Source organism: Trichlorobacter sp., assembly GCF_034008105.1.
Classification (GTDB): Bacteria; Desulfobacterota; Desulfuromonadia; order Geobacterales; family Pseudopelobacteraceae; genus Trichlorobacter.
Genome location: NZ_JAVEPN010000004.1, coordinates 46,821 through 59,482, shown reverse-complemented (window position 1 = coordinate 59,482; position 12,662 = coordinate 46,821). Strand labels below are relative to the sequence as shown.

Here is a 12,662-nt window from a genome sequence, read left to right as displayed (position 1 = left end):
CAAGCCTATCACAGTGGCAGCAAAAAGCCATCATCAAGCGTTGAGACGCAGCGCTGCGCGGGCCGTAGCCGTAGTCGCGGCAGCCAGTTCATCCAGCGACAGCTGCTTCAACGCTGCCAGCGTACGGGCCGTCTCCAGCAGCCAGGCTGGCCGATTGAAACTGCCACGGTGAGCCTGGGGCGCCAGGTCAGGCGCATCGCTCTCCAGCACCAGCTGGGAGAGCGGCAGTTCGCGGGCCAAACGGAGCGGCCTGACCGCCCCCTGATAGGTGATGGTGGCGGAGATCGAGATAACAAAACCGAGCCGCACAAACTCCCGTGCCGACTCCAGAGAGCCAGAGAAGGCATGCATGATGCCGCCGATCTGCTCAGCCCGCTCCTCCTGCAGGATGGCCAAGGTGCGGCCAATGACGTCACGGCAGTGGATCAGCACCGGCAGGCCGTGACGGCGGGCGATACGTAGTTGTTCGCGGAAGCAGGCTTCCTGACGCGGCAGGTCGGCCACCTGTCGATCCAGGCCAATCTCGCCAATGGCCACCACCTGCGGTGCCAGCCGGTCCAGACGGTCAAGGGCATCCTCGCTGGCCTCCGCCCATGCCATTGGATGAATCCCGATTGTGGGCAATGCTGAGGGATAACGGCGGCAAAGCTCCATGATCCCCAGCCAGCCAGCGGGACGGATGGCGGGCACCACCCACTGGGCGATTCCGAGGGCCTGAGCTTCGTCCAGCAACTGCGGCAGCTGGCTGAACAGCGGCTCACAATCCAGGTGGCAGTGGGTGTCAATCAGCATGGCATTCACAAAAACCAGCACAATGGGCGGAACAGCCATTCAAGCAGCCGCTGCAGCAGACCGCGCCTGACGTGGTCGTCGAGGCTTACGGCCCGTGACCCGGCCAGATCCTGCTCAATCAACGCCCGCACCTGACTGCCGAACTCACGGCTGCGGATCACGGCATTGATCTCATAGTTGCGGTGGAAGCTGCGCTGGTCAAGATTGGCGGAACCAAGCACGGTCCGCTCTCCGTCGATCAGCATCAGCTTGGCATGCAACAGCTGTCGTTCCAGTTCAAAGATCTCGATGCCGGCCTTGAGCAGGGATTCGTAGGTGCTCCGACTGACCAGCCTGACCAGCGGTACATCGCTGCGGGCCGGCAGCAGCAGGCGCACCCGCACCTGCCGGCGGGCTGCCCGCAACAGCGAACGCATGATGCGGGGGCCAGGTATGAAGTAGGGGTTGACGATCAGCAGTTCTTCGGTTGCCGAGGCCATCGCCACCCGGAAGGTGGCCCGGATGCTGGAGCGCAGATGCTGGGGACTGCCGCTGACCAGAGAGACGTCCACCGCCCCTGCGGCGGGTGGCGGTGGCGGATCAAGGGCCGGCAGCAGGGGCCGACTGCCCTTCTCCTGCAGCCAGGTCTCGGCAAACAGGCCTACCAGCGGCGTCACAGCCGCGCCCCGCAAACTGAAGCCGACATCGTGGAAACTCCGCTGTTGCTCAAGCAGACCGGCGTATTCGTCACCGATATTCAGGCCGCCCAGAAAGGCCAACTGACCATCAATCAAGGTCAGCTTGCGATGATCCCGCCGGTCAAACCAGTGTAACCCTTTGCGCAGCGAAAGCGGATTGAAGGCCAGGCACTGCACGCCCTGACGACGCAGCGATGAGAAGTAAGCTTCAGGGGTTTCGAGACAGCCCACGGCGTCATAGATCAGGAACACCTGTACACCGCGCTGCACTGCGTCCGCCAGTAATGCTGCCAGTCGACCGCCGGTACGGTCGGCACGAATGATGTAATATTCCAGACAGATCAACCGTTGCGCCTGCTGCAGTGCCGCGAACAGGGCGTCGAAAAAACGCTCGCCACTGGGGTATAACACAACCTGATCGGCCTGCAGCGAAGCGGGCAGCATACCACCGGCGCGACGTCCCAAACGCCGGATGAGACGTGCTACACGTCCTTGCGGTGCCCCGGTTACTGCCATTGTCGGCCTCACTCCCCTCCTGACGGCCCTGCAACTGGCACCTGCTGCTCAGGCAGCGTTGGCAGCGCACCCTCCGCCGCCGGTGCTGTTTCTCCCTGCACCGGCACCGGTTCAGCCTCAACTGCCGGCTCAGCCTGGGGTGCCTGCTGCGACGATGACTGTGGCTGCTGGATCAGCTCCTGCTGCAGACTGAAATCCACTTTGCGCTGCAGACCGCCGATATTAGGTGCCTGGGCCAGAGCGGTCTGATATTCGTCTGCCGAGATGACTCCCTTTGCCCGCATGTTGCGCAGGATCATGTTGGAGCGGCGCAGCACCTTGCCCAGGTTGCGATACGGGTTGTAGGCCACCCGTGGCCCCGGCAGCATGGCAGCCAGAAAGGCGCTCTCGCGCGGCGTCAGCTCAGCCGGCGACTTGCCGAAATAATAGCGTGAGCCGTGACCGATGCCGTAGACCATCGGCCCCAGTTCCACCACGTTGAGGTACAGTTCAAGGATCCGTCCCTTGGTCAGTTCCTGTTCCATGCGCCAGGCCAGATAGACCTCCTTCAGCTTACGGGAGATGGTCTTTTCACGGGAAAGATAGACATTCTTGGCCACCTGCTGGGTGATGGTGGACGCTCCCTTGGCCAGGCTCTTCTTTTCAAGGTCATGCTTGATGGCCTGCTTGATCGCCTTGACGTCGATCCCCTCATGCTTGTAGAAATTGCCATCCTCAGCCAGGATCACCGCCCATTTCATTTCAGGCGCAATGCGCCCCGAAGACGTCCAGTAGCGGTTTTTCGGGCCAAGCACAAACGACCGCTCCTTGCCCTTCCAGTCACGCACCTCGATGGTCATGCTGGTCTTGCGATCAGTCAGCTGCTTGATCGGCGGCAACAGGGCCAGCGAGATGATAATGTAGGCCAGGTACAGGCTGCAGACGACGCCCCCGGCAATCAAAAATTTTTTCACAGGCACCTCCTGCACCCCTTGTAGCAGATTATCAGCCCGAGGAAAACGGTCTGTGCAGACCATAAACAGCGAGGACCGGGTTTCCCCGGCCCTCGCTTGCAGATCGTCAATGCTCTGACTTCAGCCCTTCAGTACATACTCGGCGATGGTGTCGGCGATCTTGGCCGGTCCGCTGCGGTCGTTGTTGAAGATCAGGTGATAGACATTCAGGTCGTAGGGATCGCAGTCCAAAAAATCACGTATAAAACGGTCCCGCTCCTTCTGCCGTTTTTCCACCAGCGGCTCGGCTTCAGCCTTATCAATCGCCAGCCGCTTGGCGATGGAGGCCACCTTGAAGGCCGGCGAGGCAAACATCCTGAAGTGCCAGCAGTTCTTCATACGCCGGGTAACCTGGGCTGCGCCGCGGCCGACAATGATCACATTGCCCTCTTCGGCCAGAGCGATGATCTGTTTACAGAGCAGCCGATAGTAATCCTTGTCGCTCTTCCAGCGTGGTGAAAAGGTGGACAGAAACTCATCCAGAAAACGATTCTTTTCTCCCAGACTGTGCAGCACCTTTTCTGAGAGGTTATGACTCTTGGCCACTTCATCCAAGAGCGCCTTGTCCATCAGAGTCCAGCTCTGCCCGGTTCTACTCTCAAGCTGCTGCCGCAGCAGCTCTGCCATCGGGTAGGCCTCACAGCCGAATTCCCGCGAGATGGTGATGGCCGGCTTGTGGGGAGGCTCAGCCTGCTGGCCGCCCTGGCGGCGGCTGACTTCAAGGAAGGCACCGAGTCGGTTATCGATGGACGGGATCAATCGGGATTCTGGCATGACCGTCACCTCCGCAGTATCCACGGCCAAGGGCCGTTTGATAATCAGCTGCACTCAGTGTAGCATGCTTTTGTTGATGCTCAAGGCAGCATTGACAGACCGCCGCTATTCACGGTATCTGGTGGGTACTTTTTACAGGAGGCACAACCATGGTTACCCATATCGTCTTTTTCAAGCTGGCCGACCCGACACCTGCCAACATTGCCGCCGTGCGGGACAAGCTGCTGTCGATGGAAGGAAAGATTGCCGAACTGCGTGACCTGGAAGCCGGCATCGATGTCATCCGCTCCGAGCGTTCCTACGACGTGGCCCTGATCACGAAATTTGACTCGCTTGCTGATCTGCAGGCCTATCAGGTACATCCCTACCACGCCGGCGAGGTGATCCCGTTCATGCGGGCCAACTGCTCCTCGATCGTGGCGGTGGATTACGAGGCCTAGTCCAGCTCCACCGGCAGAGATTGCGTCAACCTGATTTCGTGCGGTGCCACCAGCGCGCGGTAGGCCAAGGCCTCCACGCCCTGGGTCACCGCCTGCCGCAACAGACGGCCGTAGGCCGGATCAATGGCGTCAGCCGGGGCCACGGCGACACCATCCCCGCGCTGCACCGTGAACAGGATCACCCCCCGCTCGCCGTTTCTGACCACCTCCATCAACTCCCGCAGGTGCTTCTGGCCCCGCTCGGTAACCGCATCGGGGAACAGGGCCCGTCCGTCTTCCACCAGGGTCACGTTCTTGACCTCCACAAAACAGCGCCCCTGATCCCCTTCCAGCAGGATATCGATCCGGCTGCGTTCGCTGCCGTAGGGCACCTCCCGCCGTAGACGCGGATAGCCCTGCAGTTCGGCGATGGTGCCATCCAGGATCGCCTCTTCGGCCAGGCGGTTCGGCAGCATGGTGTTGAGGCCCACCCAGTAGCCGTCCACCTGCACCAGCTCCCAGGTGTGGGCCAGCTTGCGGTTCGGGTTGGGACTGACGGAAAGCATCACCGGGCTGCCGGGCAGGTTGCAGCCCAGCATGCTGCCGGAGTTGGGACAGTGGGCCGTCACCAGCGAGCCATCCGCCAACTCGATGTCGGCCAGAAACCGTTTGTAGCGCTTGATCAGTCTGCCAGGGATCAGCGGGGGCAGCTTCATCGCTGACCTGCCAGCCTGGCGGCGGTGCGGATGGCGGCCTGCATGCTGCTGGCCGAGGCCTTGCCGGTTCCGGCCAGGTCATAGGCGGTGCCGTGATCAACCGAGGTACGGATGATCGGCAGCCCCAGGGTGATATTGATGCCATCATCGAAGTGCCGCATCTTGAGCGGAATCAGGCCCTGATCGTGGTACATGGCCACCACCGCGTCATAGGGGGGCGGCTCCTGTACCGCAAAGTGGAAGAAGGTGTCGGCCGAGAAGGGGCCGGCCACATCCAGCCCTTCGGCCTGGGCCTGCGCAATGGCCGGCAGGATGGCGCTGGTCTCCTCGCTGCCGAAGGCGCCGGCCTCACCGCAGTGGGGGTTCAGGGCCAACACGGCGATGCGGGGCGAACGGCTGTTGCAAAGCGGCGCCACACCGCTGGCGGTCACCCGGATGGTCTTGAGGACCTGTTGGGTGGTGATCAGACGCGGCACGTTGGCGAGTGCCTCATGGATCGTGACCAGTGCCACCCGCAGCACATCACCGGCCAGCATCATCACAAAGTCGTCGCAGCGGCAGAGTTCAGCTAAAAGCTCGGTGTGTCCCGGGTAGTGATGGCCGGCGCGGTGCAGCGCCTGCTTGCTGATCGGGGCGGTGGCCATGGCCGCCACCTCGCCAGTCAGACACAGCTCGGCGGCCCGGCGGATATAGCGATAGACCGCGTCGCCCGCCCGCTCCGAGGGCTGGCCGTAGCGGATATCCAGATCCGTCAACTCCGACAAGGGCAGCAGTGCCAGGGCGTCCTCAGGTAATCCCCGGGCCTCGGCCGGTGAACTGACCGTCACCAACTGCAGCCTGCTGTCACAGACCCGGGCCGCCCGCTGCATGGCGCGCTGATCTCCCAGCACCAGAGGGATGCAACAGCCCCGCAGCGTCGGGTCGGCCAATGCCTGCAGAATGATCTCCGGTCCGACTCCGGATGGGTCTCCCATGGTAATGGCGACTAGCGGTTTCGGCATCGCATCTCCCTCTCTACCGGTCACCACCAGGGTGGCACAGGTATCTCTGCCTGCAACATGTAGCATAAGCGGCCGGCTTTCATTTATAAAAATCTGTGGTACGTTTTACGTATCTCAAGCGGGTACCGCACCGAGGGACCTCCCATGACACTGCGCAGCAAAATGATTATCGCCACCACCGCCGTCACCACCGCCATCTTTCTGCTCCTGGCAGTGGTAACCCTGCGTTACTTTGAGCATAAGCAGTTTGAAACCGTCATCAATCAACAGCAGGCCATGGTCAGGTTCACCGCCAGCGAGATCGACGCCACCCTGCAGAATGCCAAAGAACTGCTCAACGCCAACGCCCTGGTCTTCCCGCTGGAAGCACTGAATGAGCCGGACAAGGCCAGCGCCTTCCTCAAGAGCCGCACCGGCCTGCATCGTCTGTTCAACTTGCATCTGGTGATCCTTGACCTGAACGGCAACCTGCTGGCCGAATGCCACAGCCTGCCCAATCACCGCCGCACCTTTTACGGCGACGACCAGTTTTTCAAAAAGACCCTGGCCAGCGGCAAGCCACAGATCTCAGACCCGTTACCCTGCTGCCTCAACAACGGCGAGTACAACATCATGGTTTCGGCCCCGGTACTGGAGCCGTCGGGCCGCATACGGGCCGTGATGGCCGGCGCCATCAGCCTCAAGCGTGACAACATCCTGACCCGTTTCAGCAAGGCGGTCAGAGCACGGGACAGCTTCATCCGTCTGGTTAGCTCAGGCTACACCGTGATCATCCATAGCCATCCTGAGCAGGTCATGAAGCAGGTTGCACCTGGCCACCACCAGCTCTTTGATGACGCCCTGGGCGGCTTCAACGGCACCCGCCTCAATGTTGGCCGCAAAAGCGATCAGGTCTACACCTCGGTGCAGCGGCTCAAATCCATCGACTGGGTGCTGGCCGCCAGCTTCCCCCGCCAGACCGTCATACAACCGATCATCACCATGCGGATCATGTTCGCCACGGCTATCACCGCCAGCCTGATCGCGCTGATCCTGATCATCTCGACCTACATGGGGTACTTAAGCAGGCCGCTCAAGGCCTTTACGCAGCACCTGCAGGAGCTGCCCACCAAGAGCGGAGATGATCGTATCTTCACCACCACCAGCCATGATGAACTGGAACGGATGGCCACCACCTTCAACGGCCTGATCGCCACCTTGGACCGTCAGGCCGATGACCTGCATCAGCAGAACGTCTCGCTGGAGCAGGAGATGGCCGAGCGCCAGAAGCTGCAGGAAGAGTTGCAGCATGAACAAAAGGAGCTGCAGACGCTGAACGAGACCCTGGCGCAGCGGGTAGCGGAAGAGGTGGAAAAGAACCGCGAGAAGGACCAGCAGTTGCTGCAGCAGGAACGGATCGTAGTGATGGGAGAACTGCTCAGCGCGCTGGCCCATCAGTGGCGCCAGCCGCTCAACAACACCTCGCTGCTGATCCAACAGCTGCAGTTCCAGTACAACGAAGGGGAGCTGACGCCGGAGCTGATGTCAGACTTCAGCCATGAAACCCTGGGGATACTCGCTTCCCTCTCCCGTACCCTGGAGGGGTTCAGGAGCCTGTTCCAGGCTGACCAGGAACTGATCGACTTCGACCCGGTAGTGCGCACCGAGGAGGTGTTGCAGCTGGTTCGGCCGGGCTGCGAGGCCAACGATATCCGCCTGCAGTACCACGGCCAGGGCAGCAGCACCATCAGCGGACATTACAACGAGTTTACCAGGGCCTTGATGACCATCCTGGGTAACGCCCGCGAGACCCTGGTCAACCGCAAGGTGCCGGATCCGCAGATTGAGGTCAGCTGCATCGCCGAGCAAGGCCATGCGGTCATCACCATCAGCGACAACGGCGGCGGCATCGCGCCTGAGGTCATCAACCGGATCTTCGACCCCTACTACACCACCAAGTTCATGAGCCAGGGTACCGGCCTGGGTCTGTTCATGTGCAAGACCATCATCGAGCGGGTCATGCACGGTTCGCTCACCGTCCGCAACACAGCGAACGGCGCAGAATTCACCCTCACTATCTAGACCTCCCGCAGATCAGGCACAACAAAGCCGGGCGACCGCAAGGACGTCCGGCTTTGTTGTTCGTGCTGTACTGCTGACTCAGGCCTTGATCTGCCCCTGGATGCCGATGGTCACCTCGGCGTAGGGTATCACCTTGCCGCTGTTCTTGATCGCCTCCTTGGCGGCCCAGGTGATACCGCCGCAGCAGGGCACCTCCATCCGCAGCACGGTCACGCTCTTGATGCTGGATGCCCGCAGGATCTCGGTCAGCTTGTCGGTAAAGAACTGGTTGTCGTCCAGTTTGGGGCAGCCCATGATCACCGCCTTGCCGTCCAGAAAATCCTCATGGTAGCCGGCATAGGCCAACGGCACACAATCGGCGGTCAGCAGCAGGTCGGCATTCTGGAAGTAGGGGGCGGTGGGGGAGACCAGCTGCATCTGTACCGGCCACTGGGCCAGGCGGCTCTGGCGGCTGCCTTTGGGGGCATCTGCAGGGGTCGGTGCAGGCGCGCTGGCTGGGCGATTGAAGGACATCATCCGCGAACCGGGGCAACCGCCACCGTGGCCATGGGACGGAGCCGGGGCGTGCGCGCCGTGAGCCGGGGCCGGCTTGCCCTGGGCAGCCAGGTGCTGTTCCACCGCAGCCTCGTCAAAGGCGTCGGTATCGCGCTCCTCAATACTGATGGCATCCTTGGGGCATTCACCCAGGCAGGCCCCCAGGCCGTCGCAGAGGTTATCGGCAGCCAGCACCGCCTTGCCGTTGATGATCTGGATGGCCCCTTCGGCGCAGGAGGGAACACACAGGCCGCAACCGTCGCACTTGTCCGGGTCGATCTTCACAATTTTTCGCAACATGTCTGCCTTCCTTTCGTTTAGAAAAAATAATGCCAGAGATAATCAAGTCGCCCGCGCAGCAGCATCCTTCTGCCTGACCAGGCCATGATCTGCCTGACCTTGTCCCGTTGCTGCGGGGCGTAACAATGGATGCGGCACTTTTTGCAGCTCGGTTTTTCGGCCTCCAGCGGACATTTTTGGCGCTTCAGGACGGCATACTCAAAAAAACCGGCACATTCCGGGCAGAGCTGCAGCGGCTTGTCGCTGCCGGGCACGGTCACCGGCTGGCGCCCGTCGTGGCGGTGACCGGCGCACCAGACCTCGGTAAACCTGCCGATCACCCTGATATCCTTTGCCATCTGCCGAGTCATCGTTTGCATGCTGTCATCTTGCCGGATAATTGTCGCGAGCGACATGACGCCGGTCAAAAAAGTGATAATCTCTTTACCATGTATGCCTGATCGGTTACAACGAGGGTCCACACCCCGCGCATGCGCGCTGTGCTGCCACTTTATCCACGGAGACCTGCTTGATGGGGATGCTTCCGATTGACAGCCTTGAGGTCGGCATGGTGCTGGCCAACGACGTCCTGGACCGCACCGGACGGATGCTGCTGGGCGCCGGGGCAGAGCTGAGCCAGAAGCACCTGACCATTTTCCGCACCTGGGGCGTGGTTGAGGCCGATATCGCCGGTATCGACTACGTAAATGACGAATCACCGCTGCCGGCCGAGGTGGACCCGGCGGCCCTGGCAACGGCCGAAGAGGAACTGCAGCCGCTGTTCAGCTACGCCGGCACCGACCACCCCGCGCTGCGGGAACTGCTACGGCTGGCCGCCATTAGGAGGGTGCAGCATGGCCTTCGCTGATCAGCCGGTCTATACCGTGGCATGGCTGGTGGACCGCACCAGCACCGTCTACTCACTGCCACTGTTTTACGAGCGCCTCAACGAGGCGATCAACCATCCCCGCACCTCCATCGACGACATCGCCAAGATCATCACTGAGGATCAGGGCCTGACCGCACGCCTGCTGCGGCTGGCCAACAGCCCGCTGTTCGGCTGGTTCGGCAAGGTGGATTCGATCAACAAGGCGGTCACCATCATCGGCACCCAGCAGCTGCGCGACCTGGCCCTGGCCGCCTCAGTGATGGGGGTCTTCACCGGCATCCCGCCGGAGCTGATGAGCATGACCTCCTTCTGGCGTCACAGCGTGGCCTGCGGCATCATCGCCCGCACCCTGGCAACCTGGCGCCGCGAACCCAATGTGGAGCGGTTCTTCGTGGCCGGTATCCTGCACGATATCGGGCAGCTGATGATGGCCACCACCATCCCGCCGGTGGTGATGGAACTGATGCAGCAGAGCCGCAGCACCAAACTGCCCTATCATCTGACCGAGGCCGAGCGATTGGGCTTCGACCACGCCGATGCCGGCGGTGCGCTGCTGCAATCCTGGAAGATCCCGGCCAACATCGCCGAACCGGTGGAACATCACCATCACCCGTCCCGGGCCGCTCAGTTCCCGCTGGAGGCCGCCACCATTCACCTGTCCGACCTGATCTGCCAGGCGATGGACTACGGCCAGACCGGCGAGTGGTGCCTGCCGCCCCTTGACACCGCCGCCTGGGAGCGGCTGGGAATGTCGTCCCACCAGCTGGGCACGATCATCAAGCAGGCCGAACCGCAACTGGAAGAGACCTTCAGCATTCTGACGGAGGGCGTATGAGCCAGCATGACGACCAGGCCGCCTTCCCTTTCTTCCAGCAGGAGCGGATCAGCTACCTGGAGGAATCCAACCGCCGCTACGTGGCGATCCTGGAAATGCTGGCCTCCAGCGGCGACTTTCAGGCCGACCTGGCCCGGGCCAGTGATCCATCCGCCATCTACCGCGCCACCCTGGCCCAGATCCGCCGCCTGATCCCCTTTTCCTCGCTGGGCGTTCTGATCAGCCAGGAGGACGGCAGCTTTGAGCTGACCATCGCCGAACCGGGGGCAGCACTGCAGCTGCTGCAGACCGAGGCCGACCGGCAGATCATGTCCAGCTCCTTTGCCTGGGCCCTCAACCGCAACCAGGCGGTGCTGGCGCCGGCCGCTGATGATCAGACCGCGCTGCTGCAGGTGGTCTCCACCCAGTCCCGCATCCTGGGAATGCTGATCGGCCTGCTGCCGGGTCAGGGGATCACCATTGAGGCGCCAGCCTTGAACGCCCTCTCGATCGTGCTCTACACCTGCGCCTATGCCCTGGAAAGCGTGACCCTGCGGGGGATGCTGCGTGAGCAGATGGATACCCTGGAACTGCGGGTGGAAGAACGGACCTGTGAACTGGAGCAGGCCCGCCAGCATGCGGTGGCAGCCAGCCAGGCCAAAAGCGCCTTTCTGGCCAACATGAGCCACGAGATCCGCACCCCGATGAACGGCATCATGGGTATGACCGAACTGCTGCTGGAGGAGGAGTTCACGCCCGAACAGGCCCGCAAGCACCTGCTGGCGATCCGCGACTCCACCGATAACCTGATGATCATCATCAACGACATCCTGGACCTGTCCAAGATCGAGTCCGGCAAGATGTCGCTGCTGTCGCAGCCGTTCCTGCTGCGTCGCGGGCTTGCTGACGGCCTGCACCCGTTACAGGTACGGGCCGAACAGAAAGGGCTGCGGCTGGCAGTTGAGGTCAGCCCCGAGCTGCCTGACCGGCTGGAGGGCGACCTGCCCAAGCTGCACCAGCTGCTGACCAACCTGGTGGGTAACGCCATCAAGTTCAGCGATCAGGGCACCATCACCGTCTCGGTCTCTGCGGGCCAGCCTGAGGCGGAGGGCATCGTGCTGCGCTTCTGTGTGGCCGACCAGGGGATCGGCATCCCGCTTGAGGCCCAGCAACGGATCTTCGACAGCTTTGAACAGGCCGACGTCACCACCACCAAACGCTACGGCGGCACCGGGCTGGGACTGGCCATCTGCCAGCGACTGGCCGAACTGATGCAGGGCATGATCTGGCTGGAGAGCCAGCCGGGGGTCGGCAGCCGTTTCTACTTTACCGTACGGCTTAAACCCGCCGCAGCCGATGCCGTCTTTGAGGTGGAGCAACCTGCCATGACGGTAGCCACCGACCAGCCCCAGCCTGCCGGCCTGTCGGTGTTGCTGGCCGATGATGTGGAGGTCAACCGCGAACTGGCCAAGGCGGTACTGCTGCGCAACGACCACCGGATCACCGAGGCTGCCAACGGCCGCGAGGCGCTGGAGGCCTATGCCAGCGGCAGCTTTGACATCGTGCTGATGGATGTCCAGATGCCGGAGATGGACGGCCTGCAGGCTGCAAGCGCCATCCGGCAGCTGGAGCAGGCCACCGGGCGCACACACACGCCGATTGTGGCCCTGACCGCCTACGCCGCCAAAGAGGACCAGCAGAGATGCCTGGCCGCCGGCATGGATGATTATCTGGCCAAGCCGGTCAAGCCGGCCTGTCTGTTGTCCATGCTTATGCGTCACTGTGCAACGGGATCGGCCGCACCGCCGCCTTCGGCGGCGCCCAAGCTGCCCCCCGCCGAAGGTGAAGAACTACAGCCGGTCTATGCCCGCGATGAGCTGGTGGAGCGGCTGGGCGGGGCAGAGGCGCTTATCCCGCGCTTTATCGGCCTGTTCCGTAGCGGCGTGCAAAAAAATCTGGAGCAACTGGAACAGGCCATCGCCGACCACGACAGCGATGCCGTCCGGGTGCAGGCCCATACCATCAAAGGTTCCTGCGCCAACATCGGCGCCCTGCGGATGCGGGAGACGGCAGCCGTATTGGAAGACGCAGCCAGAACCGGCGACATCAGCGACGCTGCCGCAGGCCTGGCAAAACTGCGGCACCAGTTTGATGATTTTAACCACCAGGCCGACCAGGCAGCCCCGTGAAGGGAGGAC

13 protein-coding genes are annotated in these 12,662 nt (G+C 62.3%); 5 read left to right on the top strand and 8 right to left on the bottom strand.

Translation table 11 applies throughout. The annotated features are described in order from the left end of the window. Positions 1-33: 33 nt before the first annotated feature. The 4 genes from RBQ93_RS03540 to RBQ93_RS03525 form a co-directional block, all read right to left on the bottom strand. A complete protein-coding gene (locus RBQ93_RS03540) occupies positions 34-831 on the bottom strand; it encodes a TatD family hydrolase (RefSeq protein ID WP_320370641.1) in 798 nt (265 codons plus the stop codon). Then, positions 798-1,985, bottom strand: a complete 1,188-nt coding sequence (locus RBQ93_RS03535; RefSeq protein WP_320370639.1) for a phospholipase D-like domain-containing protein — start codon at positions 1,983-1,985, stop codon at positions 798-800. The genes RBQ93_RS03540 and RBQ93_RS03535 overlap by 34 nt, the downstream gene beginning before the upstream one ends. Before the next feature lie 8 nt (positions 1,986-1,993). Further along, complete coding sequence (locus tag RBQ93_RS03530) at positions 1,994-2,938, bottom strand: transglycosylase domain-containing protein (protein ID WP_413818350.1); 945 nt, start codon at positions 2,936-2,938, stop codon at positions 1,994-1,996. A 120-nt stretch (positions 2,939-3,058) separates the two neighbouring features. Further along, positions 3,059-3,751 carry a cytidylate kinase-like family protein gene (locus RBQ93_RS03525; RefSeq protein ID WP_320370637.1) on the bottom strand — a complete coding sequence of 231 codons (693 nt, stop codon included), beginning with the start codon at positions 3,749-3,751 and terminating at the stop codon, positions 3,059-3,061. A gap of 149 nt (positions 3,752-3,900) precedes the next feature. Between RBQ93_RS03525 and RBQ93_RS03520 the strand changes: the two genes are divergently transcribed. Next, positions 3,901-4,191, top strand: a complete 291-nt coding sequence (locus RBQ93_RS03520) for a Dabb family protein (protein WP_320370636.1) — start codon at positions 3,901-3,903, stop codon at positions 4,189-4,191. Here the strand turns inward: RBQ93_RS03520 and sfsA are convergent. Beyond that, a complete protein-coding gene (gene sfsA / locus RBQ93_RS03515; protein WP_320370635.1) occupies positions 4,188-4,886 on the bottom strand; it encodes a DNA/RNA nuclease SfsA in 699 nt (232 codons plus the stop codon). The genes RBQ93_RS03520 and sfsA overlap by 4 nt on opposite strands. Further along, complete coding sequence (pdxA, locus tag RBQ93_RS03510; protein WP_320370634.1) at positions 4,883-5,887, bottom strand: 4-hydroxythreonine-4-phosphate dehydrogenase PdxA; 1,005 nt, start codon at positions 5,885-5,887, stop codon at positions 4,883-4,885. Before pdxA ends, sfsA begins: the two co-directional genes overlap by 4 nt. Positions 5,888-6,031: 144 nt before the next feature. On the opposite strand from pdxA, the gene RBQ93_RS03505 reads away from it, so the two are divergent. Further along, the gene (locus RBQ93_RS03505; protein ID WP_320370633.1) at positions 6,032-7,948 is read left to right on the top strand and encodes a sensor histidine kinase; all 1,917 of its coding nucleotides are present in this window, start codon (positions 6,032-6,034) and stop codon (positions 7,946-7,948) included. 78 nt (positions 7,949-8,026) lie between these two features. On the opposite strand, the gene RBQ93_RS03500 is transcribed toward RBQ93_RS03505, so the two are convergent. Both RBQ93_RS03500 and RBQ93_RS03495 read right to left on the bottom strand, forming a co-directional pair. After that, positions 8,027-8,782, bottom strand: a complete 756-nt coding sequence (locus tag RBQ93_RS03500) for an ATP-binding protein (protein WP_320370632.1) — start codon at positions 8,780-8,782, stop codon at positions 8,027-8,029. 17 nt (positions 8,783-8,799) lie between these two features. Then, the gene (locus RBQ93_RS03495) at positions 8,800-9,141 is read right to left on the bottom strand and encodes a nitrous oxide-stimulated promoter family protein (protein WP_320370631.1); all 342 of its coding nucleotides are present in this window, start codon (positions 9,139-9,141) and stop codon (positions 8,800-8,802) included. 152 nt (positions 9,142-9,293) lie between these two features. Here RBQ93_RS03495 and RBQ93_RS03490 point away from each other — a divergent pair, with 152 nt between their 5' ends. From RBQ93_RS03490 to RBQ93_RS03480, 3 genes are read left to right on the top strand one after another with little or no spacing between them, the layout of a single operon-like run. After that, on the top strand, positions 9,294-9,629 hold the full coding sequence (locus tag RBQ93_RS03490) for a hypothetical protein (protein ID WP_320370630.1): 336 nt from the start codon (positions 9,294-9,296) through the stop codon (positions 9,627-9,629). Continuing rightward, positions 9,616-10,485 (top strand): HDOD domain-containing protein, encoded by an 870-nt coding sequence (locus RBQ93_RS03485; RefSeq protein WP_320370629.1) that lies wholly within the window; start codon positions 9,616-9,618, stop codon positions 10,483-10,485. The genes RBQ93_RS03490 and RBQ93_RS03485 overlap by 14 nt, the downstream gene beginning before the upstream one ends. Continuing rightward, the gene (locus tag RBQ93_RS03480) at positions 10,482-12,653 is read left to right on the top strand and encodes an ATP-binding protein (RefSeq protein ID WP_320370628.1); all 2,172 of its coding nucleotides are present in this window, start codon (positions 10,482-10,484) and stop codon (positions 12,651-12,653) included. Before RBQ93_RS03485 ends, RBQ93_RS03480 begins: the two co-directional genes overlap by 4 nt. Positions 12,654-12,662: the final 9 nt, after the last annotated feature.

Excerpts from the sequence above, each read along its gene's own strand:
- RBQ93_RS03540 (WP_320370641.1), bottom strand. The coding sequence starts at position 831 with ATGGCTGTTCCGCCCATTGTGCTGGTTTTTGTGAATGCCATGCTGATT.
- RBQ93_RS03505 (WP_320370633.1), top strand. The coding sequence starts at position 6,032 with ATGACACTGCGCAGCAAAATGATTATCGCCACCACCGCCGTCACCACC.
- RBQ93_RS03485 (WP_320370629.1), top strand. The coding sequence starts at position 9,616 with ATGGCCTTCGCTGATCAGCCGGTCTATACCGTGGCATGGCTGGTGGAC.
- pdxA (WP_320370634.1), bottom strand. The coding sequence starts at position 5,887 with ATGCCGAAACCGCTAGTCGCCATTACCATGGGAGACCCATCCGGAGTC.
- RBQ93_RS03520 (WP_320370636.1), top strand. The coding sequence starts at position 3,901 with ATGGTTACCCATATCGTCTTTTTCAAGCTGGCCGACCCGACACCTGCC.
- RBQ93_RS03480 (WP_320370628.1), top strand. The coding sequence starts at position 10,482 with ATGAGCCAGCATGACGACCAGGCCGCCTTCCCTTTCTTCCAGCAGGAG.
- RBQ93_RS03495 (WP_320370631.1), bottom strand. The coding sequence starts at position 9,141 with ATGCAAACGATGACTCGGCAGATGGCAAAGGATATCAGGGTGATCGGC.
- RBQ93_RS03535 (WP_320370639.1), bottom strand. The coding sequence starts at position 1,985 with ATGGCAGTAACCGGGGCACCGCAAGGACGTGTAGCACGTCTCATCCGG.
- RBQ93_RS03490 (WP_320370630.1), top strand. The coding sequence starts at position 9,294 with ATGGGGATGCTTCCGATTGACAGCCTTGAGGTCGGCATGGTGCTGGCC.
- RBQ93_RS03525 (WP_320370637.1), bottom strand. The coding sequence starts at position 3,751 with ATGCCAGAATCCCGATTGATCCCGTCCATCGATAACCGACTCGGTGCC.
- sfsA (WP_320370635.1), bottom strand. The coding sequence starts at position 4,886 with ATGAAGCTGCCCCCGCTGATCCCTGGCAGACTGATCAAGCGCTACAAA.
- RBQ93_RS03500 (WP_320370632.1), bottom strand. The coding sequence starts at position 8,782 with ATGTTGCGAAAAATTGTGAAGATCGACCCGGACAAGTGCGACGGTTGC.